We start from the raw sequence: 24,328 nt of genomic DNA on the forward strand, positions 1-24,328 counted from the left end.
GGGCTGAACAGTCGCTGCTGACGCCGATGCATCAGCAGCGCGCCGCTTGCCAGCGGTACAGTAGTTGGCCGGCCAGCAGTGCCGGCAGGAAAGTCGCGGCTTCCGGGTTGGCAAAGGCCAATGAGGCGATGGCGGGGCCAGGGCAGTAGCCGGCAAGCCCCCAGCCGATGCCGAACAGGGCTGTGCCGGTGAGCAGCGGCGCATCGATGCAGCCGCGTGGCGGCAGGTGAAAGGCATCATCGAATAGCGGCGCGGGGCGGCTCAGCACCCAGCGGAACCCGACCATCGCGACGGTTGCGGCGGCGCCCAGTACCAGCAGCAGGCTGGGATCCCAGGCGCCTGCGACATCCAGGAACGCCAGCACTTTACGCGGATCGGCCATGCCGGCGATGGCGAGGCCGAGGCCGAACACGAGGCCCGAGAGCAAGCCCGCACAGAGATGCCCGATGGCCTGCCGGCGGATGGCAGCGCCGGTGGCGCCGGGCACTTTGCTTGCGTCGGCGCTCATGTTGCCAGCCCCAGCACATGACGGACCAGCCAGGTGGTGGCGATCGCACAGCAGAGGAACACCGGTACGGCCACCAGCGAGCGGAGCGACAGGCGCGCCAGCCCGCAGACGCCGTGGCCGCTGGTGCAGCCACGGCCCAGCGCCGAGCCATAGCCCACCAGCAGGCCTGCCAGTGGCAGCAGCCAGACCGGCAGCGCCTGGCGCGGCGCGGGTGGCGGCGTGCCACCCCAGGCGTGCGAAAGCCCGACATACACACCGGTACCGACCACGAGACCGGCCAGGAACAGCCAGCGCCACAGTCGCTCGGGGCCAGCCAACGCGCCGCCGAGAATCCCGCTGATTCCGGCAATACGGCCATTAAGCCAGAGCAGCAGCACGCAGGCCGTACCTATCAGGGTGCCGCCGACCAGGGCGGAGATGGGGGTGAAACCGTTCATGGCGGCATCTTGCCCAGGAATCACCGGAAATGCCAGCCGCGCATGCCGTGCGTGGCGCTCTGGATGGACGGGGATGTAAGAAAAGGAAACACCATGCCAGGCAACGTGGATGCGGCCTTGGTGTGCATGAGCGGGGGAGTCGGTGGTTCCGGCCGTCTGCACAGGGGAGGAATGCGGAGCTTGGACGGGCCGCGCCGCCGGCGAGCGCGATCCGAATGGGAAAAACACGTCATGGTTTCGTCAAGTGCGCTGGCAAGAATGCGGCTCGGCCCCATGGGCCTGATGCGACTGCATCGAACCCTTGATCGATTCATTGATACAGAGAAGGTACTTGATATGTTTGCTCCCCCGATGCAACAGCGCCACCCGGTGCGGCGCCTTGCGCAACTCCTGCTGGCCACTTCCATGGCGCTGGCTCTTGCGGCCTGTGGCGGCGACGATGACGACGTGACCGAAGTCCCGGGCCAGCCGGAGACCCCGGAAACACCGCAGATCAGCAGCGCCAGCGCCGAGCTCGCGCTGCTGGCGACCACCGACTTGCACGCCAACGTGCTGGGTTACGACTATTTCAAGCTGGCCGAGGATCCTTCTTATGGGTTCGATCGCACGGCCACGCTGATCCGTACCGTGCGTGAGGAATTTGCCAACACGCTGCTGGTTGACAACGGCGATACCATCCAGGGCACGGCGCTGGCTGATTATGAGGCGCTGGTGGCGCCGCTGCCTTGCGGGCAGCAGCTGTCGATCTACAAGGCCATGGCCGAGCTGCAATACGATGTGGGCACGCTGGGCAACCACGAGTTCAACTACGGGCTGCCTTTTCTCAACCAGGTGCTCGGTGGCGGTCTGGAGGTTGACGGTGTCGATGCCGGCCAGCGTTGCGCCGGTGCGGGCTTTCCCATGGCGCTGGCGAATGTGTCCAGCGTCAAGACCGGTAAGCCGCTGATCGCGCCGTACGTGATCGTCGAGCGCGATATCACGGCCGTGCAGGATGATGGCCAGAGCGTCACGCTGCCGATCAAGATCGGCTTCGTTGGCCTGACCACGCCCGGCATCATGAACTGGGACAAGCGCTACCTCGACGGCAAGGTCACGGTGCAGGACGGCCTGGAAGCGGCGCAGCAGTATGTGCCGGAAGTGCGTGCCCAAGGTGCCGACCTGGTGTTCGTGCTGCTGCATGGCGGCATGAGTGATGGCAGCTACAACGCCGGCAGCGAGAACCCCGGCTGGCACATCGCCAGGGAGGTCGATGGCATCGACGGGCTGGTGATGGGGCACCAGCACAACAGCTTCCCGGACCGCAGCAGCAATCCGCAGTACGCTTACGAAGGCGTGGACCATGCCGCCGGAACCGTGCATGGCGTGCCGGCGGTGATGCCCAGTTCCTGGGGCAAGGCGCTGGGCGTGATGGCCTATTCGCTCCAGTGGGACGGGCAGCAGTGGCGGGTCGATGATGCCAGGACCGAGGTGGAACTGCGCACCATTCTGACGGGGCAGGATGCCGGCGGCGCCAACCAGTATGTCCAGCCCGATGCGGCGGTGAGCGCATCCGTGCAGACCCAGCACGAGGCCACCATCGAGTACGTGAAAACGCCGATCGGCACCACCGATTTTCGCATGAGCACGCTGTTTGCCGATGTGGGCGATCCGGGGGCCATCCAGCTGGTCAACCAGGCGCAGCAGGACTACGTCAGCCGTTACGTCAGCGAGAACCTGCCCGAACATGCCGGCGTGCCGGTGCTCTCGATCAGCGCGCCGTTCAAGGCCGGTTATCAAAGCGGGCAGGACTATACCGACGTGGCAGCCGGACCGCTGGCCATCTTCAATGCAGCCGACCTCTATCTCTATCCGAACACGGTGTATGCGGTGAAGGTCAATGGCGATGAGCTGAAACTGTGGCTGGAGAATGCCGCACTGCGCTTCAATCGCATCGATCCGGCCAGCACGGCGGACCAATGGCTGATCAAGGATGTCAGCACCGGCCAGGTCCCAGCGGGCGAATCGGCTTTTGCCGGCTACAACTTCGACATGTTCACCTCGGCGGATATCCAGTACGAGATCGACGTGACGCAGCCGACTGGCAGTCGCATCCGCAACCTCCAGTACCAGGGGCTGCCGGTTGTCGCCAGCCAGTCCTTCATTGTTGCCACCAACAATTACCGGGCCGAGAGCAGCGCGCGCTACATCCTCGGCGAGGGCAAGGCCTTCGACATCATCTTCGCATCGCCGGATGCCAACCGCGATGTGGTGATCAACTACATCAAGGAGCATCCGGGCATCACCCGGGCGGCCAATGGTGCGGCGCGCAGCTGGCGCTTCACACCGGTGCAGACGGCCGGCAAGGTGTTGTTCAAGTCGGGGCGTGACGCGCTGGCAGTGGCGCAGGACGCCGGCCTGGGCCAGGTTGCGCTCGATAGCGCGGATGATGGCTCCAGTCAGGGCCGCGCGGTCTATCGCATCGATCTGTCGCAGTAAGAGCCTGCCTGGGGTGCAACGCCATGGGCTGGAGGTCCATGGCGCTGCATGCCCTTGCGATCAACAAGAAAGAGAAGGGGCGGATGGGCCACTTGCCGTGGCGCATCCGCCCTTTGTTTGGGGGCAGGGCGCGTTGGGGCCGCCTGGTGGCGGCGATTTACAAAGCCTGCAGTTCGCTGTTCAGATGGCGTTCCGGTTCCGGTGCTGGCTCCGGTGTTGGCGCCGGTTGCGGCTCGGCGGGCAGGGGCTCCGGGTCGACCGGTGCGGTCGGCACCTCCAGGTAGGGCAGCTGCAGGGCCTGGCTGGTCAGGCTGCGGATCTCATTGGTCAGCGCCGGGCTGTCATTGAGCTGGCGGCCATAGGACGGGATGATGCGTTTGAGCTGTTCTTCCCAGCCTTGTGCCATTTGCTGCGGGAAGGCTTTTTTCAACACGCTGAGCATGATCGGCGGCGAGGTGGAGGCGCCCGGCGATGCACCCAGCAGTGCCGCGATGGTGCCGGCCTCGTCCGTCACGATCTCGGTGCCGAACTGCAGCACGGTGCCTTTTTGCGGGTCCTTCTTGATGACCTGCACGCGCTGGCCGGCCGTGACCAGGCGCCAGTCCTCACGTTTGGCCGCTGGGAAGTACTTGATCAGTTCGGCATGGCGGTCTTCGTCGGACAGCATGGCCTGCTGCATCAGGTAGCGCACCAGGTCGAGGTTGTGCGAGCCGACGGTGAGCATGCCCAGCACGTTGTGGTTGTTGACCGAGGAGAACAGGTCGAACCACGAGCCTTCCTTGAGGAATTTGGTGCTGTAGAGTGCAAACGGGCCGAACAGCACGACCGGCTTGCCGTCGAGCCGGCGCGCGTCGAGGTGGGGCACGGACATCGGCGGGGAGCCGGCCTCGGCCTTGCCGTAGGCCTTGACGTCATGGCGCCCGGTGATGCCCGGCGCCTCGAAGGCCAGGAACTGGCCGCCGACCGGGAAGCCCGCGTAATTCTGCGCCTCGGGTATGCCCGAGAGTTGCAGCAGCTTCAGCGAGGCGCCACCGGCACCGATGAACACGAAGCGTGATTTGATGGTGCGCTCCTGGCCGCTCCGGAGGTCGCGGACCGTGACGTTCCAGGTTCGGTCATCGTTCTGGCGCAGCGCGCGCACTTCATACTGCAGTTGCATCTGGAAGTTCGGGTGGCGCTGCAGCGCCGCCGTCAGCTGCCGGGTGATGACGCCGAAATTCACATCCGTGCCCAGCGGCATGTAGGTGGCGGCGATCTTCTGGCCGGCATCGCGTCCCTCGATCATCAGCGGTGCCCAGGCGCGGATCTGCTCCGGATCTTCCGAGAACTGCATGCCGTGGAAGAGCGGGTTCTGGATCAGCGCGGCATGGCGCTTGCGCAGGTATTCGATGTTCTCGTCCCCCCAGACGAAGCTCATGTGCGGCGTGGGGTTGATGAAATCGCCGGGTGCCTGCAGGCGGCCTTGCTGCACCTGGTGGGCCCAGAACTGGCGTGAGACCTCGAACTGTTCGGCGATGGCGACCGCGCGGGCCGTCTCGATGCTGCCGTCCGGCAACTCCGGCGTGTAGTTCAATTCGGCAAAGCCGGAGTGGCCGGTGCCGGCGTTGTTCCAGCCATTGGAGCTTTCGAGCGCCACATCGTCGAGACGCTCGAACAATCGCACCTGCCAATCGGGCTCCAGTTCCTGGAGATAGGTGGCCAGCGTCACGCTCATGATGCCGCCGCCGATCAGCACGGCGTCAACGGGCTGCTCATTGTCGGCGGGCGGTACCGAGCGCTCGTACAGCGGCCAGTACAGGAACACGGCTCCCGCGATGAGCAGCAGCACCAACAGGGCGGCCAGTGTCTTGAAGAGTTTCTTCATGCGTGAATTCCAGAAAGACGAACAAGGGGAAGATGGAGGAAAAGAGGAAAAGAAAAGCGCAGGCCGGTTGAGGGCCTGCGCTTCATCTTTTGGGGTGGCGCGATTCTAGCAATGAGTCTCAATATCCATTATGGGGAAGCGGGCATCGCGGCCGGTATCGCGCCAAGCAGACAGCGCCGGTCTGTGGTTTCCATGAATCGCATCGGCGTCTTCTTGCCGCGCTTGCCAGACGTCAGGTCTGCGCTGCCGCTCGTGCCTTGCGCTACGATCCGGGGGCTGCGTCCAGCCCGCAGCATCGCATGCAATGTCCAATGGCTGACGCGATACAGGCATGGCTCTTCTGGAACGTGCCCAAGGTCTTTTCGAGGGAGAGGTGCACCAATGTTCCGATGGCTGGCAGGACTGGGAGCGTCCCGGCGCGCGGTGGCGCGCCTGGAGGCGGCGATTCCCGGTGCGCTGTGGCGCGAGACGGTGGCCAGCATGCCGTTCCTGGCCGGTCTGGGGGCGGCCGACGAGGCCGAATTGCGCCGCAAGGCCGCCTGGCTGCTGGCGAGCAAACGCTTCAGCGGTGCCCATGGCCTGCAGGTGAGTGATGCGATGGCGCTGGCCATCGCCATCCAGGCGGCCCTGCCGATCCTGCGGCTCGATACCGCCTGGTACGAGGGCTGGGTCGGCATCATCGTCTACCCCGGCGCATTCATGGTGCGCCATCCGGTCGTCGACAAGAACGGTCTGGTGCATGACGGCTCGCACGAAGCCGATGGCGAAGCCTGGGATGGCGGGCCGCTGATCCTGTCCTGGCAGGCCGCAGCGCCGACGCAGGACCAGGGCGATGTCAACGTCGTCATCCACGAGTTCGCGCACAAGCTGGATCTGCGCAGTGGCCTGGCTGACGGCATGCCGGGCCTGACCGGCAGCGGTATCGAGCCGGCGCACTGGCAGCAGGTGCTGGCGCAGGCTTTCGAGGCCTTTGTCGAGGCCGTGGAGGCGGTCGAGGCGGCCATTCCGGAGCACATCGACCCGGATTCCATCCAGGCCGATGCCTGGTATGGGCGCCTGCCGCTCGATCCCTACGCGGCGACCGACCCCGCCGAATTCTTTGCCGTCAGCTCCGAGGCGTTTTTTGTCGATCCGGCGCGGCTGGCGTTCTGGCAGCCTGCGTGGTACAGCTTGCTGGTGGGTTTCTATCGGCAGAATCCGCTGCTGCGCCTGGATGAGGCAGGCGCTAACAGATTCTCATGACAGGCTGACGGTTGCGCTTGCCGCAACACTGTGTTGTGGTGGCTGGCGCTCGCTGTACCAGCATGGGCATGGCATCAGGAGTACAGTGGATACGAGTTGCAGGCCTGCTTCATGTCCATATGACCAGGCCGCGCAGGCATCGCCCGGCCCGCTACAGCCTTTGCGATGCCATCCTGTTCCGTAGCAGACAAAGGATGTTTGAAACATGGCTTACGCAACCGTCAATCCATATACCGGAGAATTGGTCAAGAGCTTTCCAGAGGCCACCGACGAGCAGGTCAAGCAGGCCATTGCCGATGCCCACGAGGCGCACCTGGCCTGGCGCGAGACCGCTTTTGCAGAACGCGCGGCCGTGCTGAACAAGGCTGCGGCGCTGCTGCGCGCCAAGAGCTTCGATTACGCCAGCCTGCTGACCCTGGAGATGGGCAAGCTGATCGGCGAGGCCGAGGCGGAGGTTGAACTCTCGGCCCAGATTCTCGAATACTTCGCCAAGCATGCCGAGGCGCTGCTGGCGCCTGAGACCCTGCCGGTGGCTGCGGCCGACGGCAAGGCGGTGGTGGTGCACGAGCCGCTGGGCGTGCTGCTGGCCATCGAGCCGTGGAACTTCCCGTACTACCAGATCGCCCGTATCCTGGCGCCGCAGCTCTCGGCGGGCAACACGCTGCTGCTCAAGCATGCCGGCAATGTGCCGCAAAGCGCAGCCGCCTTCGAGGCGCTGATGCTTGAGGCCGGCCTGCCCAAGGGCGCCTTCATCAACCTGTACCCGAGCTATGCGCAGATCAACCTGATCATCAATGATCCGCGTGTGCGTGGCGTGGCGCTGACCGGCTCCGAGGCAGCCGGTGCCGTTGTCGCGGCCGAAGCGGGCAAGGCACTCAAGAAATCCACCATGGAGCTTGGCGGTGCCGATGCGTTTGTCGTGCTGGCCGATGCCGATCTGCCCAAGACTGCCCAGTGGGGCGTGTTCGGCCGCCACTGGAACGGCGGCCAGGTGTGTGTCTCGTCCAAGCGCATGATCATCGAGGATGCCGTCTACGACGAATACCTGCGCCTCTATACCGAAGGCGTGGCAGCCCTCAAGGCGGGCGATCCGACCGACCGCAGTACGACGCTGGCGCCGCTGTCCTCGCAGAAAGCCGCCGATGAGGTGCGCGAGAAGATCCAGCAAGCCGTTGCCCACGGCGCCACTGCCACCGAAGTCGGCCCCAAGGTGCCGACGCGGGGCGCCTTCGTGCAGCCGACCATCCTCACCAATGTGACGCCGGACAACCCGGCCTATTACTGGGAGTTCTTCGGTCCGGTCTCGATGATCCTGCGTGCCAAGGACGAGGACGATGCGGTGCGCATCGCCAATGATTCGCCCTTCGGCCTGGGTGGCTCGGTGTTCTCCAAGGATGTGGCCCGCGCCGAGAAGCTTGCGCACCGCGTCTCCACCGGCATGGTGTTCGTCAATCACCCGACCCGCGTCAAGGCCGACATGCCGTTCGGCGGCGTGCGCAATTCCGGCTATGGCCGCGAGCTGATCAACCTGGGCATCAAGGAGTTCGTCAATCACAAGCTCGTCAATGTGGTCGACATCGACGCCCCGTTCTGAGGACGGGTTCTAAGGCGCTTCCGAGGCATATCGGGCCCTTGCGGGCCCGATGCCGTCCGCGATGCGCAAAGCGGTCCGCCTGGCGGGCCGCTTTTTTTTGTATTTGCACCGGGGCATGCTCTGGCGCATCGGGCGCCGCGCAGGTCATCCACAGTCGCGGTGGAAAAAGCTGTGGACAAGTTGTCGATCCGCTATGGAGGGCCCTCGAAGCGCAGGTCCATTGCCCAAAAACGCGGCAGTCGGCACGACCGGCTGGCAGGGCGCATGCCTACAATGGTCTGGTAGCGGCGATCATCCATGAAAGAAACGGAGACACCGACATGGAGAAGGAACCCCCGGCAGAAGCGCCCGCGCGCCAGGCAGTGGCGCAGAACCTGCACGGATTGGCGAACTTTCTGCGCCAGCATCCGCCATTCGACCAGATGGAGCCTGGCCATGTGCTGGAACTGCTCGAACACTGCCGGCTGGAATTCTTCGCGGCAGGCAGTGTGGTGCTGGCGCCCGAGCATGGTCTTGTTCGCCACTGGTATCTGTTGCGCCAGGGGCATGTGACGGGGCTGCGCCCGGGGGGCGAGGGCGAGCCCGACCAACATGTCGAGCTGTGGCCGGGCGAGGGCTTCCCTTATGGTGCACTGCTGGGTGAGCGGCCCACCCGCAGCCGCTTCGTAGCGGCCGAGGACAGCTTCTGCCTACTGCTGCCGGCTGCCGCTTTTGGCCGCTTGCTGCAGCGCTCCGAGGTGTTGCGCGATTTCGCGCTGCGCGGCGTCAGTGGCCTGCTGGGACGGCTGGGGCGGCAGATCCAGGCCAGCGCCGTGCAGACCATGGGCAGCGATGATCCGCTCGATGCACCACTGGCCTCGCTGATGGCGCGCGAGCCGCTGTGCTGCTTGCCGGACGATTCGCTGCGTCAGGCGGTGGCCGGCATGAACGAGCGCCGCGTCGGCAGCACTGCGGTGGTGGACGAGGCCGGGCGCCTGCTGGGCATCTTCACGCTGCGCGATCTGCGCCGTGCCGTTACCGACCCGGCCATCGACCTGGATGGGCCGATCCGCCAGGCGATGACGCCCGATCCGTTCCATTTGCAGCCCGAACACACACTGTTCGATGCGGCCATGCTGATGACGCAACACCATTTCGGCCATGTCTGCATCGTCGCGGACGGGCGGCTCGTTGGCGTGGTTTCCGAGCGCGACCTGTTTGCGTTGCAAAAGGTCGACATGGTGCATCTGGCGCGCGCCATGCGCCAGAGCGATTCATTCGAACACCTGCAGGCGCTGCGCGCGGGCATGCCGCGTCTGGTGGCCCACATGCTCGCGCATGGCGCCAGTGCCGAGCAGGTGCTGCACCTGGTGACCCAGCTCAACGACCACACCACGACTCGCGTGATCGAACTGGTCGCCAGGGCCCAGGGGATGTCCGGCGCGGCGCTGGCAGGCATCGGCTGGATCGCGTTCGGCAGCGAGGCGCGCGGCGAGCAGACGCTGCTCACCGACCAGGACAACGGCCTGGTCTTCCTCGCCGAGGACAAGGCCCAGGCCAGCGAGCGGCAGGCGCAGCTGCTGCCGCTGGCGCAGGCCATCAATGCGGCACTCGACCAATGCGGGCTGGGTCTGTGCCCAGGCAACATCATGGCCGGCAACCCGGCGCTGTGCCTGGCCGGCTTTCAGTGGCGGGCATTCTTCAACCGCATCGTGCAGGGGCGTGAGCCGCAGGGTCTGCTGCACGCCACCATCTTCTTCGACATGCGCCAGGTATGGGGCGACGATGGCGGCTTTGCCGAACTGCAGCGGCATGCGGTGGAGGCCGTGCGCGCCGAACCGGCCTTCCAGCGCCTGATGGCTGGTGTGGCGCTGGAGAATGCGCCGCCGCTGGGCGGCCTCAAGGACTGGCTGGGCCAGGCGTTGGGGCAGACCCTGGGCCGGGGTGGGCAGGGTGCGGCCATCGACCTCAAGAAACAGGCCATCACCCTCTTCGTCGATGCGGCGCGCGTGCTGGCGCTGGCGCATGGCATCGCCGCAGCCTCCACCGTGCAGCGCCTGCGTCTGCTGGGCGAGCGCGGCCACCTGGAGCCGGCGCGCGCCGAGGCCTATGTCGAAGCCTTCAACTACCTGCAGCAATTGCGGCTGCGTCATCACCAGCGCCAGTTGCAGCAAGGGCTGGCACTGGACAACCGGCTGCTGCTGGCAGAACTCAACGCGCTGGATCAGCGTGTGCTGCGCGCCGCGCTGGCGCAGGCCCGCCATCTGCAGGATTCGCTGCGCCTGCGCTACCAGCTGTGAACATGTGGAACGCACTCAGACAATGGCTGCACGACCGGGCGGGACGACGCCCAGTGGGGCCGTTGGTTCAGCCAGCCCAGCCGGCGCAGGCCAGCCAGGCGTCTGGGCCTGGAGCGCCTGAAGCTGTACAGGAACTTCAGCAAGCCATCCGGCAGCGTCTGGAACGGCTGGGCCAGCATGCCTGGGTCCGGCCAGGCAGCTCAGACGCCCGGTCGCTGGTTGAACAGCCGCTGGTGGTCTTCGACCTGGAGACCACCGGTCTCGACCTGCAGCGTGACGTGATGATCTCGGCCGGCGCGGTGCGCATCGAGCGCTGCGGCGTCGAGCTGGGCCAAAGCTTCGAGCGGGTGCTGCGGCAGGAGGCGGTGGCGCTGCCGGCCACCGGCCAGCTGTTCCATGGCCTCACCCGTGCCGATCTTGCGCAGGGCAGCGAGCCGCGCCTGGCGCTGCTGGATCTGCTGGAATATGGGCAGGATGCGCTATGGCTGGCTTGGCATGCCTGGTTCGATCAGCACATGCTGCACAAGGCCGCGCGGCACTGGCTGGGATTGCTGCCCGCGCAGCTGCCGCAGGTGCTGGACCTGGCGCAACTGGCGCCGCTGCTGTTTCCCGAGCATGCAGCGGCGACCGGCAGCGATGCCGACCTGGGCCGCTGGCTGGCATGCTTTGGCCTGCACAACAGCCAGCGCCATCATGCCGTTGCCGACGCGATGGCCACCGCAGAATTGGCGCTCATCTGCCTGCACCGTGCCCGGACGCGCGGCCTGCGCGACTGGGGTCAGATCAGCGATGTGCTGGCGCAGGCACGGCACCTGCGGGCGCGCGCGCAACAGGGTGACTTTGCCGGATTTTGACCAACAGCTTGATCCAAGAAGGTGCTTCTGAGTACTAGTCTTTGGAGATGATTGTCAATGCATTCCGGACTTGGTCTGTCATTGTCCATTCACATTTCTTATTTTTTCTTTACATTAAGAGAATGATTCTTATTGTGTGATACATTGCTCCGCATAAATTATGTGCATGAGGGCGGGGTGTGGGATGGCGGTCGGTGTGTCGCCTGCGAGGCGTGTGCGTGTTGCGTTTCAAACGGTCCAAAGAGGGATGATGGCGGTGGTGGCAGGTCCATTGCTTGCATCCGCCTGGGCCCAGGCGGGTACAGCCGGCAGTGTGTTACCGCTGGATTCGGCGCAGCAATTCCATCGGCAGGAGCAACGCCAGCAGGAATGGCAACAGCGCCACCAGCTGGATGCGGAAAAACCGTTGGCCCAGCCGGAGACATCGCCGCTGGCAAAGCGCCATTTGCCCACTGATGAGACGCCTTGTTTCCGGATCCAGTCCGTGCGGCTCGATGGAGATTCCGCGCGCAGTTTCCGCTGGCTGATTGGCCAGGCTGATGCAACGGCGGATGGGGCGTCCGATCCCGTGGCCGGACGATGCCTTGGCACCGAGGGCATCACGATCATCGCGCATCGGTTGCAGGAGGCCTTGATTGCCAGAGGCTACATTACCAGCCGGGTGGAGACCCCTGCGCAGGATTTGACGCAAGGCCAACTCGTGCTGACCTTGCATCCAGGTCGAATACAGCACATCCAGCCTGCCGGCCCCATGCAACGGCGAGCCACTTTGTGGAACGCCTTTCCGATGCGCAGTGGGGACATTCTCAATCTGCGGGATGTCGAGCAGGGGTTGGAAAATCTGCGCCGCCTGCCAACGGCCGAAGCGCAAATCCGGATCGAGCCCGCCAGTGAGGATGGGAGCAGTGCGCTGACAGTGGCTTATCACCAGGGCTTTCCGTTGCGTGCGCAGATCACATTGGATGATGGCGGCAGCAAAGCGACCGGCAAGTACCAGGGCGGCCTCACCATCTTCTATGACAACTGGTGGACGCTCAACGACAGGCTCTACGTCAGCCTGGGTCAGGACCTTGGCGGTGGGCACAGCGGTTCGAAAGGATCCCGCAACAGGCTCTGGCATTACGAGGTGCCGCTGGGTTATTGGTCCTTAGCGATCAGCCATGCCGACAACGACTACCACCAAAGCATTGCCGGTGCCACGCAAGACTATCGCTACAGCGGGCACAGCCGGCAGACCGAGCTGCGCATATCCCGGGTTCTGTGGCGCAATGCGCGCCACAGGTTCAGTGTCACCGGCAAGTGGCAGAGGCGGCGTTCGAGCAACTTCATCGATGACACCGAAGTGGAAGTCCAGCGACGTGCCACGGGCAGTTGGGAACTCGGTGCGCAGCACCGTGCCTGGCTGGGAGAGGGCGTTCTGGATGCCAATGTCGCCTACCGCCGGGGCACTGGCGCGTTCGGTGCTCAGGCTGCGCCGGAAGAGCCCTTTGGTGAAGGAACATCGCGCTTCAAGCTGTTGACGGCGTCGCTGCAACTGGCCAAGCCCTTTGAACTGGCACAGCAGCGGCTGGGCTACAGCATGCAGTTGCGTCTGCAGTACAACCGTACGCCGCTGGCGCCGCAGGAACGCTTTTCCATCGGTGGCCGTTACACCGTGCGTGGCTTCGATGGGGAGCAAACCTTGATGGCCGACCGGGGAGTCCTGCTGCGCAATGAACTCAGCGCCATGTTGGGCCACTCCGGGCAGCAGGCATACCTCGGTCTGGACTGGGGCCGGGTCGGTGGCCCGTCCGCCCGGTGGCTGGGTGGCACCAGCCTGGCCGGCGCGGTGCTGGGCATGCGTGGCAGCGTCATGGGGGCCAGCTATGAAGTCTTTGCTGGGGCGCCGCTGCACAAGCCCAGGGGTTTCGAGACGGCGCGCATCAGCGTCGGTTTCCAACTCGCCCATGAATTCTGACTTTCCATCTTTTCTCAACCATCACTCCACCATCAGGAAACAACCATGAAATTCAAATCCACGCACGTCGCTTTCATCGCAGTCGCAGCTTCGGTGCTCCTGCAGGCCTGCGGAGGGGGAGGCGATGGCGGTGAACCCGCCAATGAGCTTGATCTCTCCGAATTCGTCGGCACCTGGCAGGCGATTGAGGAGCTCAGTTGCGAGCCGGACGACACCTTCTGGGCCCCCGGAAAGTACTGGACGGTGGTTGCGCAAGACCGGCTTATTTTTGCCCAGGCCAGGCTTGAGAGCCGCCAGACCTTCTATACCGATGCGCAATGCCAGAACAAGGCTGGCGTCATCACCGGTGTCTTCGATAAGCCGGAATTCGCCCGTCACACCATCAGTGGCCGCAGCAACGTGATTCGGGCCAGTTTCAAGCTGACGGCATTCAACGTCAGCGCCGACGGCGGCAGCGGGCTGCAAATCGATGCGATACCTGATCTCAACGATCCGGAGAACCAGGTGAAGACGCTTTTCGATGTCGAGAACGATCAGCTGTTCGTCGGCGACGATAGCGCGCTCGACGCCAATGGCTACCCGTTGCGAATCGATGCCGAGCCGGCCTACCGGCGCGTGCCCTGACATTGCCACGATGAGAGCGATGCCCGACCCTGTTGCTGTGGGCGCAAGGCAGGGCGGCAAAACAGCATGAGGCGCCGATGAGCGAAAAAGAGGAGAAGCATCATGAACCAGGGCCTGTATCGGGTCGTCTTCAACGCCGCGCGCGGCATCCGCATGGTGGTGCAAGAATGCGCAAGAAGCCATGGCGGCGCAGCCGCCGGTGACAGCGCATGCCAAGCCCAGGTTCAAGCCCAGGCGTCAGGCAGGCCACCGGTATCCATCGGGAGGCTATGTGCGCTGGCGGCTGCCCTGGTGTGGCTGGGCCAGCCCGCGCAGGCACAGATCGTTGCCGATCCATCCGCGCCCGGCAACCAGCGCCCCACCGTGCTCGCCAATCCCGATGGCGTACCCTTGATCAACATCCAGACACCCAGCGCGGCCGGCGTTAGCCGCAACACATACCGCCAGTTCGACGTCCAGACCGAAGGTGCGATTCTCAACAATTCCCGCGGCAGCAATCCCTGGCTGGCCAGGGGCGAGGCCAGGGTCATCCTCAACGAAGTCAATTCCAGCCAGCCCAGCCACCTGGGCGGTACGGTGACGGTCAATGGCGGCCGGGCCGACGTCATCATCGCCAACCCTGCCGGGATCCAGGCCGACGGTGCGCGCTTCGTCAATGCCAGCCGGGTCACGCTGACCAGTGGCACTGCCCGGTTGGAGAACGGCGACATCAAGGGCTTTGACGTGCGCGCCGGCGCCATCGAGATCGGTGGCAAGGGCCTGGACGTCAAGGGTGTGCCCTATACCGAGATACTGGGCCGCGCAGCCAACATTGCCGGCAAGGTCGAGGCCGGCAGCGGCCAGCTCGCGGTGGTCACCGGCACGCAGCGCATCGACTATGGCAGCGGTGCAACCCAGGCCATTGGTGGCAGCGGCAGCAAGCCGGCGGTTGCCATCGATACCGCCGCGCTGGGCGGCATGTACGCTGGTCGCATCACCCTGCTGGCTACCGAGGCCGGCGTGGGCGTGCGCAATGCGGGCACCCTCAAGGCCAGCGGGCAACTTGTCGTTACCGCCGATGGCCGTCTGGAAAATCGCGGCACGCTGCAGGCACAGGAAGCCAGCGTGGCCAGCGTGCGCGGCAACATCGACAACAGCGGCAAACTGCTGGGTGGCCATCTGCTGCTGGCCAGTGCCGGTGCAGACTTCAACCACAGCGGCACCGGCCTGCAGCAAGCCACGGCGGTACCATCGAACGTGATCGTGCACGCGCAACGCGACGTCAAGCTGGCGGCCAATGCCCGCATCGCCAGCACCGGCTCCAAGGCCAGCCAGCCCGAGGCCGGCAGCGGCACCGTCAGCATCAGCGCGGGCCGCAACATCCAACTCGCCAGCGGCAGCCGCATCGAGGCGCGTGGCGACCTCCAGCTCAGCAGTGAAGGCACGGTCACGGCCGACAAGGCCACGGTGCTGAGCACCACCGCCGCAGCCGGCATCCTGTCGGCCTCCGGCATCCGTCTCACTGACAGCACCGTCACCGGGCAGCAGGTGCACCTGGAGACGGGTGCCCCCTTCAGGGAAACGGCCGCCGACATCGGCATCAAGGGCGGGCAGATCCATGGTGCCAGGCAGACCGCGGCCATTGCCAGCGGCAGCCTCGTCATCGACAGCCCCGGCATTGCCAGCGTGCGCAGCGATGGTGGCCACGTGTTCCTGCAGGCCGGCAAGGATCTGCGCCTGACCGCCGGCACCCATGCCACGGCGGCAGGCCACTTCACCGCCCATGCTGCAGGCGCGCTACGCCTGGAAGGCGCAGGCGGCGCCACCCCTGCCAATGGCAAGCGGGTGAGCATCGACGCCAAGGGCGACGTGACGCTCAGCGGCGATGGCGTTGCCTTGCAGGGCAGCCGCGTGCATGCGCAGGGTGCATTGGCAATTACTGCATATGGCGAGAGCGGTGTTTCGATACATGCGCTACCGACAGTCGTAGGCAACGTCTATGACCATGATCACAGTCGTGTGCAATTGGATGCCGGTAAGAATATGGAGGTTTCTGCCTACCAAGGAGGCGTCAGCGCTCATGGGGTGGTCGCCGGCGGTCAAAATATCAATATCCTTGGTCTTGGACCGGTTGCCATCGGAGATGCATTCAGCTACGAAGCAACGCAAGAAGTGGCGATTGCCAGTCAGATTCGGGCACGAAGTGATCTCAATATTGGCAGCATTGGTACGGATCAAAATGTCACGTTGTCAGCTTCGACTTTTTCTGCTGGAGGAAGTTTGCAGCTTCAAGCTGGACGCGATATCAATCTGCTGCCAGCAAGAAACGAATACGTTGTCAAAGGTCAGCAGGGGCCGGTTTATCAAACTGTTGGAACGGCAATCGAGGCAGCCGATATTCGCCTGCAGGCCGGCCGCAATCTGCATACGCAAAGCGCCGGCATCAAGGCCACCAGCGGCCACCTCGCCCTCGCCGCCGAGAAGGGCAGCCTGTCGTTGAAAAACCCCTGGGGCGACAGCCCCGCATTGACGGCCAGCGGCAACGTCTACCTGCATGCAGCCCAGGCGGTGGACGTCAACGCCACCGCCTTGAAGGCCGGTGGCAGCATGGCAATCACCAGCGCCGAAAAAGGCATCAGCGCCAACAAGGCCACGCTGGCGGCCACCGATCTGCTCAGCCTGTCTTCCAAAGGCGCGCAAAACCACTCTGCCGGCAACTACCAGGCTGGCGCCTTGTCCGTCTACAACCAGGGCGGCACCCTCACCCTCAACAACACGCTGCTGCAGACCTCCGCCACCAGCAGCGCCGCCACCAAGGCCGTCAGCGGACAGCTCAGCGTGGAGTCCGGCGGTGCCATGAAAGCCAATGCGGGAACCAGCTTCAAGGCGGCAACCGACCTGTCCATCGTCACCGGTCTGGGCGACATCACCCTCTACAACTTCGGCAACCTCAAGCTCGGGTTGGCCGTCGATGCCGACGAACTGGCCTTGTCCCAGTCGCAAATCTCCGCCAAGCGCGACCTGACCATCGTCGCGCGAAGCGGCACCCTTGAGCTCATCGGCCGATCCGTGGGCACGGCCAATGCCCCATCGGCCTTGCCCGTCACGCTCAATGCACCGCGCCACCTCACCCTGGGCGGCGCGGCCGTCAGCCTGCAAGGCAGCAAACTCACCAGCAAGGGCGACCTGAACATCACCGCCCATGGCGGCAACATCCTGATCGATGGCATCCGCAGTGACTTCACCGCCCATGTCCCGAAAGACCGCGTGGCACAGTTGCAGAAGGAGCGCGCCGAGATCGAGAAGCAGATCGGCCAGATCAAGAGCGATCCGGCCTACGCCACTATGGTCGCAGAAGTATCCGGGCTTCGAAAGCAGGAGGTTCATTTCTGCTTTTACATGAATGATGCATATGCGTGCGAACAATTTGAAAGCCTCTTGGCCGCTGCCGAAAAAAGAATCCAGCCATACCGCAACCAGATCGCCAGCCTGGAGCAGGAAAGAGGCGAGTTCGACAAATACATCGGCACCCTCAACGCCTCCGCCCATGGCAGCAAGAACTTCGGCGCCCAACTCACCGGCAAGAACATCCGCCTGACCGCATCGCAAGGCATCGGTGTCTATGGCGCCGCACTCACCGCCAGCGAGCAAGTCCACATCCAGGCCGCAGGAGCCTTGCCCGCAGACCCCAACGCCCCCTCTGCCGAGCAGAAAAAAGCCGTCGGCATCCACATCTCGGGCCTGTCCGATCTGTACGAGTATGGCCAGGCCGGCAGCAACCAATACGCCTGGGCCCTGTTTGGCACACCCAGCGTCATCCAGGGCAGCAAGGGCGTGCAGATCGAAACCGTCGGCAGCGGCAACTCGCGCCTCGTGCTCAGCGACTCCCATGTCAAGGCGCCCAACGGCACCGTGCGCCTGCAATCCCAGGGCGACCTGCGCCTCGAATCCGGCCAGGAAGAAATCTACAGCTACCACCAGTTCAGCTACAAACGCGGCAAGTGGTACAACCGCAAGCGCATCACCGAAACGCACATCAACCAGGACATCAGCGCCTCGCCCGTGCAACTGAGCGGCCAGCACATCGAACTCAAAAGCGGCGGCAGCATTGCCGCCTACGCCACGCAGTTCGACGCCCCCCAGGGCCACATCCAGATCACCGCTGCAAACGCACTGAACCTGTACGCCGTGCCCGAAGTGCAATACAGCCAGGTGGACGTACAGAAAAAGAAAAGCTTCCTGGGCGTGACCTACGGCAGAGACAAAACCGTCACCAGCCGCGAAGTATCGGCCCAACTGCCCAGCAAACTCGTCGCTGGCAGTGCCAGCACCGCCTCGGGCTGGGACACGCTGCTGCAAGGCACCGCCTTCCAGACCAGCCTCAGCGGCGCTAACATCCAGGTCGGCGTGGGCGCCAACGCCCGCGCCGACGCCAAAGTCATCCTCGAAGGCATCAAAACCCGCGTGACGCAAAGCCACGTGCGCGAGAGCAACTACGTCGTCTGGCAGCGCCAGACCGGCCGTGGCAGCACCGTCGAAACCCTGACACTGCCCAGCTTCGGCGGCCCCGGCGCGCCCACCTTCAAAGGCCCCGTGCTCGCCCAGGTACCCGCCGGCGACTTCAAGACCGAAGTACAGGCCCTGGCCGAACAACCCGGCATGGCCTACCTTGGCGAGCTGACCAAACGCAGTGACGTCGACTGGCAATCCGTCAAGCTCGCCTACGACCAATGGAGCTACAAGCAGGAAGGCCTGACCCCCGCTGGCGCCGCGCTGCTGGCCGTGGCCGTGGCTGTCGTCACCAACGGCGTGGGCAGCGACCTGGTGGGCGCCAGCGGCCAGCTCGGCAGCGCCATGGCCGACGCCGCCTTCAGCAGCCTGGCCGCACAAGCCTCGATCACGCTGGTCAATAACAAAGGCAACCTCGGCAAGACCCTGCAGGCGCTGGCCAGCAGCGACACCGTGCGGGCGACCATCGCCGCCATGCTCACCGCCGGCGTGCTCGAAAAAATCGGCGGACTCGACAGCATCCGGCCCCTCAAGGGCAGCCAGGCCTTCAGCGACAAACTCACCTTCAACCTCGTCAACGCCAGCGGCCGGGCACTGACGAACGCCGCCATCAACGGCGGCGGACTGGAAGAGGCGCTCAGGGACGCGCTGCTGGGCGCGGTGGTGGACACCGCGCACGGAGAAGTGGCCGGGCAGATCAAACTGCTGGAGAGCGAATACATCGCCCACAAGCTCGCGCACGCGCTGGCAGGCTGCGCCGCAGCAGCGTCAGCGCAAGGCAGTTGCCGCGATGGCGCCATTGGCAGCGCGGTGGGCGAGATGGTGGCGGAACTGCTGCAGGGCGAGAAACCCGCCGCCAACGCCAGCGCCGAAGCCAAGCAGGCCTATGAGAACAAGGTGCTGGCCTACAGCAAACTGGTGGCCGGCACCGCCGCTGCGTATGCGGGTGGAGATGCACAGACGGCAATCACGACAGCAGAAGTTACAGTCAAGTACAACTATTTGAGCCGGAGTCCGTACCATGAGGTTAAAGGTCAAATAGCCAAAGAAAATGTACGACTGATGCAGGATTGTTTCAATGGAAATAGTTGCACTGAGGCGAGGCTTAGGGAGATCGATAGTTATCTTAGTCAACTAGAATACGTACTGACAACTGCGCATATAGTGCAAAGAGGCGAAGGATTAACAAAAGAACGGGCCAAATTAATTTCACAGTTTTTTATTGAGATAGCTCCTGGCTGGGGAACCACCGAGTCTGCCATGCAATTAATGACTGGACGAAGTAGCTTAACGAAGGAAGAAGCAAGTAGATTCTGGGCTTCCATGGGATTGGTCCCCGTGATTGGCGGAGCCATCCGAAGAGTCGGTGAGCCTTCGGTAGATGCAATTGTAGAAGTTTTGAGGACGTCAGGTGGAACTGCAAACAATGTTACAGCAATTAGACTGGCTGAGCAATTGAGGCTGCAGAATTTGGAGGACATCTCTTCTAGAGATCCTCGCTTAGCCATCGCTGTTAGAGGAGGTACAAATGGCAGTGTCAATTTTTCAATAGGCACATCCAGTGCGGCTGAAGCCAGTCGTTTGGGGCAGATATGGGTTGGTGATGGCGCCCGTCCTCTGAATGGGGTTCCTGGAGGATGGATAAGTGCGGATGGCGAGAGAGTATATCGACCTCCAACATTAAAGCCAAATACGCCAGCGATTTTCAATCCGACAGGTTTACAAGCAAATTTTCAAACCCGCAACCCAAAAACAGGGGGCATCATCTCCAACGGGCACATGGTGATAAAATGAAAAGTCTGATTATTGAAAGCATTTCGTTTGGAGCAGATGATCTTAGTGAATTCCATCCGGAAATCAATGACAACTTCTTCGTCTCGTTTGATGTAATTATTAGCACCAAAGACGGCCACATGAGCAGCTTCTATCAAGCAACATTTTGCACAGTAAACTGGTTAACTTCTGAACTGAAAAATATTAATTCATTATTTTTAAGCAGAGTTATTGTTGTTGATTTTTTTGACGCTGAATTAATTAAGGATGAAATCAAATCCATTGTAAATAAAATTAATAGCTATGAGCTAAGCACAAAAGAATCTTTCAGATCTTTATCAAAATTCCTCACTTGGGAGTTTGATGACTTGATATAGCTGATAAATTCCTAAAATTTATAAGGATTCAACAACCACCAGCTTTAGCTGGTGGTTGTTGAGTATTGGACGTATGATTAAATATTTTTCAGAGTATCATGAGAGTGTCAAACATGGATTTGAACACCTTGGAGGAGGTGTACCAGAACCAAGATGGAGCACCATAGAGCTTCTTGAGAACAAGGAGGGTTCAAGGTCAGGCTGTTTGAGGAACCTATCGAATAATTCAGCAATGATCGCAATAATGGAATTTTTTCTATCTTCTGATTTGGCAAAGATGAGGCAGTGGACATATACGAGTGCTAAACTACGAATCATGCTGCAATACGAGACAAACGGGGTTGATAGCGTTGAGAATTTACTCTGGCCATTGATAAGCGACAATCAGGAAGTGATTGACTGGTACCGGGATAACAGGCGTTTCTATGAATCGGCCGATAGCGAAAAGAAAAATCAGATACTATCCCATGAATTCTACCGACTGCAAATCTGGCGCGCCCTGAATGGACTCTTCGCTGAGCTGAGAGTTGATTGCGAGAAAGCCTTATCTCAATCCGAGAAGTTCTCCAAGATGAAGCCTAGGCTTGTGATTCTTCGATTTTTGCACGCCTTATCCATTGGCGATAAGGCGGAAATGACAAGAATTCTTCTGGAAATGTATTCCCGCAAACTGCGCAGCCGCAGTTTTGCTTACGAATCTGGAATCACCTGCCAGTTCATCGTGTCGTATGCCACATTGCTCGCCAAGCTGGCCTGGCGCCACGGTTATGAGCTGGATCTGGACACGCCCTGGATTCCCAGAGAATGGCTGCCGATCCAGCCCAACGAGAAATATGAAGATCCCTGGCCCTTCATGCAGGAGTTCGATATCTGGCAGCCATTTGCCGAGCCATGGGCTGCCTACTCACCTCAACGGCCTCAAACCTGAGATGGCCGTTTTACAAAAGCAGCCAGGTCTTCACCGACTTAGAGGAGCCACAACGGACATGCAGCCATTCCTCATCATTTACAGTAACTTCCCTCACTGCAAGGAGTGGCAAGATGATTCGTTTTTGGGGATTCTGGATGATCATGGGGTCATAAGCTACGAAAAGTATTGGCAATTGGAGCTGGCCATTTTACAAGTCACACCAATGGATAAAAGTGGAGATGCCCAACACTTGCTATGGCCAATATTTAGAATATTCAGCCATGCCATGCTTTTATTTTTATCGCACCATTCAGAAGCCGATGGATTCTCCATAAAAGACATGAATAATCATGCCATGAGAGATTTTATAGAGCGATTTCAAATGATTTTTGAGGGCTTTTTTAGAGGAGAGTTGCCAAGCTCTGCTGCCATTCTTAGTTATGAGAAAAGGAATCCTTTGCTTGAGTTGGATTGATGGGGTCTGCCGAGTCAAATAGACATTGAAGATCAAGGGCTACATCGGCAAGACGAAGCTCAACTGGGCCATAGTCGTGAAAACGGACACGTTCGACCAGAGACTGATGATCTCGGATGTCGTGGCCAATGGTGACCAATATGGCGTGAAGACGGAATCGCTGGTGCACAACGTATTGGAAGGTGACGGAGGCTTTACGATACTGCCCGGCACGAAGTATCAGGGCAACAACGGCCTGGACCACGTGGTGCAGTACGTGGATGAGCAAACGGGAAAGAGCATGACGATGGTGATGGATAGCAAGCAGTTGGCGAAAATGGCTCGACCAATCTGGATCCGAATGCGGCTGGAGGGTTTGTGCAGTTGTCGGATGCATCTTTGGATGTAATTTTGGATAGACTTGGTGCAACATCCGCAGCGCAAGCAGTTTATGAGGCAAAGAAGAATGGAAGCTTAATCAAGGCGGCTTCATACATAGACAAGAATTCTGGCGAGTTAAAAATTGTAAAAATAGATATATAGGACGGCCGAATGATTAAATATTTTGACGACTATTCATTAAGCGTTACACATGGCTTTACTCACCTGCAAGGCAGACTGTCAAACATTGACGATAATGCAATTTTTTTACTAAACAGCAAACAAGGATCAAGGGATGGATGTTTAAGCGCCTTATTATCAAATGCAAAGGCAACATCTTTATTAAGCTTTTATCCCGACAGAGGTATTTCTGACCTTAAAAAATGGGCCTATTTTTCAGCCAAGCTGAAAATCATGCAACTGCACCTCAAACCCCAAGGTGCCTATCTGAGTGAGGAGTTGCTATGGCCGTTGATCAGCGACAACGAAGAGGTGATCGAGTGGTACCGGCAGCATGATGCGATGTACCGGGCAACGCCTTCGGTAACGGGGGGCGACAAGGACGATCCCAAGAGCTGGATATATTACCGGTACCAGTCCTGGCTGGCGCTGAACGGGCGCTGGGATGAGCTGGGTGAGCGTTGCGAGCGCATCCTGGCGATGCAGGAGCAGATCAAGAAGGATCGCTCGTACCTGATCGACCACCGCTTCTACCTGGCACTGGCACGGGGCGAGCAGGCCGCGATGGAGGCGGTGTTGCTGGAGAAGTGCGCACCGAAGAACCGCCGGGTGCGGTTCTACCAGGAGTCGGGTGTGACCTGCCAGTTCATCGTGTCGTATGCAACGCTGTTTGCCAAGCTGGCGTGGTGTCACGGTTATGAACTGGATCTGGACACACCCTGGATACCCAAGGAATGGCTGCCGATCCAGCCCAACGAGAAATATGAAGACCCCTGGCCTTTCATGCAGGAGTTCGATATCTGGCAGCCGTTTGCCGAACCTTGGGCTGCGTACTCACCTCAGCGGCCTCAGACCTGAAATGGCCGTTTGACACCACGCACGGAGAAGTGGCCGGGCAGATCAAGCTGCTGGAGAGTAAATATGAAGCGCATCTGCGTACACTCAATCCGCACCATCCATTGATCTACAGCCAGCCCAGTGCCACACTGTCGCCATTGCCAAGTCCACATGTAAACATGAAATATGCGATTGACATGCAGAGCATAGGGACAGGAAGTGGAGTGAATGCATTCGGATTCAGAAGGGACAGTGTGGCGTTCTTTCGGGGGTTGCTGAGGATAAACCCAGAGCTTTTTAGTTCGAGTAATCAAAAGCTGATAAACAATCGGTTATCACCAGTGGTTGATGCGCAGTGGGTTCAGCACAATCCAACTCATCAGTCATATCAAGGAGCAAAGATTGTGCATCATCATTGGATGCAAGGACCTGTAGCCATACCTATTCCTGAACCTTTACATGTTCAGTGGAATAGCACTCTTCATCCTTACCGCTAAAGAAAGGTCAGATATATGCATCCCAAGATGTTTATAAAATGCTTGTCTTGGCTGCGAGAGCCTGTTCTTACGACTGACATGGATGATTACATGAAAGTGGTCGTAGAGCGAACAACCCCGACACAAAGAGAGTCCCTACTATCTTTGGCTGGTCTGCCGGAACCATTGCAACTTCTCTTCGAAGATTACGACCTGAGTCCCATCCATATGTTATGGACCAGTTTCTGGTCAGAGCCGAAGAAACTGGCTGAGGGATGGGGTTTTGCGGATATGTCCGAGGTCAACATCATCATGGCACCAGAAGGGCAAATCGAGGCATATAACGCCCATCCGATTCGGGCCATTCATGGTGCCAGTCATTTCTTAGGATGCTTGGCGAAGGACCTTGAGTCCTATCTGGAAGCACTGCTCTATGGGGCATTCAATGCGCACCATTTCATTTCAGGAGACCCTGAGGGGGGTGATCCTGTTTTGCGCGAAAAAACCATTCTGGTAGCCAAGAATTGTGCACTGATGGCAGGAGGTTACGAGTACTACGATTTTTGGGCGGAGACTTTGGGCCTTGCTCCTTCAGAATACGTGCCTGAATAGCCAAAT

Annotated in this window: 19 protein-coding genes; 15 read left to right on the forward strand and 4 right to left on the reverse strand. The window is 61.0% G+C overall.

What is annotated here, in order from left to right; all coding sequences use genetic code 11:
* Positions 1-31: 31 nt before the first annotated feature.
* Positions 32-508, reverse strand: coding sequence for a DUF6691 family protein (locus EV687_RS00550; RefSeq protein WP_242612402.1), 477 nt, complete (start codon positions 506-508; stop codon positions 32-34).
* Positions 505-945, reverse strand: a complete 441-nt coding sequence (locus tag EV687_RS00555) for a YeeE/YedE family protein (protein ID WP_122225946.1) — start codon at positions 943-945, stop codon at positions 505-507. The genes EV687_RS00550 and EV687_RS00555 overlap by 4 nt, the downstream gene beginning before the upstream one ends.
* A gap of 336 nt (positions 946-1,281) precedes the next feature.
* On the opposite strand from EV687_RS00555, the gene EV687_RS00560 reads away from it, so the two are divergent.
* Positions 1,282-3,420 carry a bifunctional 2',3'-cyclic-nucleotide 2'-phosphodiesterase/3'-nucleotidase gene (locus EV687_RS00560; RefSeq protein ID WP_122225947.1) on the forward strand — a complete coding sequence of 713 codons (2,139 nt, stop codon included), beginning with the start codon at positions 1,282-1,284 and terminating at the stop codon, positions 3,418-3,420.
* Between the two features lie 157 nt (positions 3,421-3,577).
* On the opposite strand, the gene mqo is transcribed toward EV687_RS00560, so the two are convergent.
* On the reverse strand, positions 3,578-5,284 hold the full coding sequence (mqo, locus tag EV687_RS00565) for a malate dehydrogenase (quinone) (RefSeq protein ID WP_122225948.1): 1,707 nt from the start codon (positions 5,282-5,284) through the stop codon (positions 3,578-3,580).
* 381 nt (positions 5,285-5,665) lie between these two features.
* Between mqo and EV687_RS00570 the strand changes: the two genes are divergently transcribed.
* From EV687_RS00570 to EV687_RS00585, 4 genes are all read left to right on the forward strand, one after another.
* Positions 5,666-6,526 (forward strand): M90 family metallopeptidase, encoded by an 861-nt coding sequence (locus EV687_RS00570; protein WP_122225949.1) that lies wholly within the window; start codon positions 5,666-5,668, stop codon positions 6,524-6,526.
* Between the two features lie 205 nt (positions 6,527-6,731).
* Positions 6,732-8,120: an NAD-dependent succinate-semialdehyde dehydrogenase gene (locus EV687_RS00575; protein ID WP_122225950.1), complete on the forward strand. Its 1,389-nt coding sequence runs from the start codon at positions 6,732-6,734 to the stop codon at positions 8,118-8,120.
* A gap of 320 nt (positions 8,121-8,440) precedes the next feature.
* A complete protein-coding gene (locus EV687_RS00580) occupies positions 8,441-10,399 on the forward strand; it encodes a DUF294 nucleotidyltransferase-like domain-containing protein (RefSeq protein WP_122225951.1) in 1,959 nt (652 codons plus the stop codon).
* 2 nt (positions 10,400-10,401) lie between these two features.
* On the forward strand, positions 10,402-11,253 hold the full coding sequence (locus EV687_RS00585) for a 3'-5' exonuclease (RefSeq protein WP_122225952.1): 852 nt from the start codon (positions 10,402-10,404) through the stop codon (positions 11,251-11,253).
* A 316-nt stretch (positions 11,254-11,569) separates the two neighbouring features.
* Here the strand turns inward: EV687_RS00585 and EV687_RS19070 are convergent, their stop codons facing one another.
* On the reverse strand, positions 11,570-11,869 hold the full coding sequence (locus tag EV687_RS19070; protein ID WP_242612518.1) for a hypothetical protein: 300 nt from the start codon (positions 11,867-11,869) through the stop codon (positions 11,570-11,572).
* On the opposite strand from EV687_RS19070, the gene EV687_RS00590 reads away from it, so the two are divergent.
* From EV687_RS00590 to EV687_RS00635, 10 genes are all read left to right on the forward strand, one after another.
* Entirely contained in the window at positions 11,822-13,210 is a 1,389-nt protein-coding gene (locus tag EV687_RS00590) for a ShlB/FhaC/HecB family hemolysin secretion/activation protein (RefSeq protein ID WP_341273240.1), read from the forward strand. The two genes, EV687_RS19070 and EV687_RS00590, sit on opposite strands and share 48 nt — an antisense overlap.
* A 45-nt stretch (positions 13,211-13,255) precedes the next feature.
* Positions 13,256-13,834 carry a hypothetical protein gene (locus tag EV687_RS00595; protein WP_122225953.1) on the forward strand — a complete coding sequence of 193 codons (579 nt, stop codon included), beginning with the start codon at positions 13,256-13,258 and terminating at the stop codon, positions 13,832-13,834.
* Positions 13,835-13,936: 102 nt separating this feature from the next.
* The gene (locus tag EV687_RS00600) at positions 13,937-20,116 is read left to right on the forward strand and encodes a two-partner secretion domain-containing protein (RefSeq protein WP_122225954.1); all 6,180 of its coding nucleotides are present in this window, start codon (positions 13,937-13,939) and stop codon (positions 20,114-20,116) included.
* Positions 20,113-20,472: an Imm8 family immunity protein gene (locus tag EV687_RS00605; RefSeq protein ID WP_162846502.1), complete on the forward strand. Its 360-nt coding sequence runs from the start codon at positions 20,113-20,115 to the stop codon at positions 20,470-20,472. The genes EV687_RS00600 and EV687_RS00605 overlap by 4 nt, the downstream gene beginning before the upstream one ends.
* Before the next feature lie 316 nt (positions 20,473-20,788).
* Positions 20,789-21,400 carry an Imm49 family immunity protein gene (locus tag EV687_RS00610; RefSeq protein ID WP_165392802.1) on the forward strand — a complete coding sequence of 204 codons (612 nt, stop codon included), beginning with the start codon at positions 20,789-20,791 and terminating at the stop codon, positions 21,398-21,400.
* Between the two features lie 58 nt (positions 21,401-21,458).
* Positions 21,459-21,857 carry an Imm41 family immunity protein gene (locus tag EV687_RS18840; RefSeq protein WP_162846504.1) on the forward strand — a complete coding sequence of 133 codons (399 nt, stop codon included), beginning with the start codon at positions 21,459-21,461 and terminating at the stop codon, positions 21,855-21,857.
* A gap of 25 nt (positions 21,858-21,882) precedes the next feature.
* Positions 21,883-22,245 (forward strand): hypothetical protein, encoded by a 363-nt coding sequence (locus tag EV687_RS00620; protein WP_122225958.1) that lies wholly within the window; start codon positions 21,883-21,885, stop codon positions 22,243-22,245.
* 143 nt (positions 22,246-22,388) lie between these two features.
* Positions 22,389-23,255 (forward strand): Imm49 family immunity protein, encoded by an 867-nt coding sequence (locus EV687_RS00625; RefSeq protein WP_162846505.1) that lies wholly within the window; start codon positions 22,389-22,391, stop codon positions 23,253-23,255.
* Between the two features lie 176 nt (positions 23,256-23,431).
* A complete protein-coding gene (locus EV687_RS19345; RefSeq protein ID WP_423201067.1) occupies positions 23,432-23,731 on the forward strand; it encodes a hypothetical protein in 300 nt (99 codons plus the stop codon).
* Between the two features lie 78 nt (positions 23,732-23,809).
* Complete coding sequence (locus EV687_RS00635) at positions 23,810-24,322, forward strand: hypothetical protein (RefSeq protein WP_130466397.1); 513 nt, start codon at positions 23,810-23,812, stop codon at positions 24,320-24,322.
* Positions 24,323-24,328: the final 6 nt, after the last annotated feature.

Source organism: Corticibacter populi (assembly GCF_004217315.1).
Taxonomy (GTDB): domain Bacteria; phylum Pseudomonadota; class Gammaproteobacteria; order Burkholderiales; family Burkholderiaceae_C; genus Lampropedia; species Lampropedia populi.

Bases quoted from the DNA above. Each gene is read 5' to 3' on its own strand.
- EV687_RS00595 (WP_122225953.1), top strand. From the start codon at position 13,256: ATGAAATTCAAATCCACGCACGTCGCTTTCATCGCAGTCGCAGCTTCG.
- EV687_RS18840 (WP_162846504.1), top strand. From the start codon at position 21,459: ATGCAGCCATTCCTCATCATTTACAGTAACTTCCCTCACTGCAAGGAG.
- EV687_RS00605 (WP_162846502.1), top strand. From the start codon at position 20,113: ATGAAAAGTCTGATTATTGAAAGCATTTCGTTTGGAGCAGATGATCTT.
- EV687_RS00600 (WP_122225954.1), top strand. From the start codon at position 13,937: ATGAACCAGGGCCTGTATCGGGTCGTCTTCAACGCCGCGCGCGGCATC.
- EV687_RS19345 (WP_423201067.1), top strand. From the start codon at position 23,432: ATGCAGAGCATAGGGACAGGAAGTGGAGTGAATGCATTCGGATTCAGA.
- EV687_RS00585 (WP_122225952.1), top strand. From the start codon at position 10,402: ATGTGGAACGCACTCAGACAATGGCTGCACGACCGGGCGGGACGACGC.
- EV687_RS00570 (WP_122225949.1), top strand. From the start codon at position 5,666: ATGTTCCGATGGCTGGCAGGACTGGGAGCGTCCCGGCGCGCGGTGGCG.
- EV687_RS19070 (WP_242612518.1), bottom strand. From the start codon at position 11,869: ATGCGCGATGATCGTGATGCCCTCGGTGCCAAGGCATCGTCCGGCCAC.
- EV687_RS00550 (WP_242612402.1), bottom strand. From the start codon at position 508: ATGAGCGCCGACGCAAGCAAAGTGCCCGGCGCCACCGGCGCTGCCATC.
- EV687_RS00580 (WP_122225951.1), top strand. From the start codon at position 8,441: ATGGAGAAGGAACCCCCGGCAGAAGCGCCCGCGCGCCAGGCAGTGGCG.
- EV687_RS00555 (WP_122225946.1), bottom strand. From the start codon at position 945: ATGAACGGTTTCACCCCCATCTCCGCCCTGGTCGGCGGCACCCTGATA.
- EV687_RS00625 (WP_162846505.1), top strand. From the start codon at position 22,389: ATGATTAAATATTTTGACGACTATTCATTAAGCGTTACACATGGCTTT.
- mqo (WP_122225948.1), bottom strand. From the start codon at position 5,284: ATGAAGAAACTCTTCAAGACACTGGCCGCCCTGTTGGTGCTGCTGCTC.
- EV687_RS00560 (WP_122225947.1), top strand. From the start codon at position 1,282: ATGTTTGCTCCCCCGATGCAACAGCGCCACCCGGTGCGGCGCCTTGCG.
- EV687_RS00575 (WP_122225950.1), top strand. From the start codon at position 6,732: ATGGCTTACGCAACCGTCAATCCATATACCGGAGAATTGGTCAAGAGC.
- EV687_RS00610 (WP_165392802.1), top strand. From the start codon at position 20,789: ATGCTGCAATACGAGACAAACGGGGTTGATAGCGTTGAGAATTTACTC.
- EV687_RS00635 (WP_130466397.1), top strand. From the start codon at position 23,810: ATGGATGATTACATGAAAGTGGTCGTAGAGCGAACAACCCCGACACAA.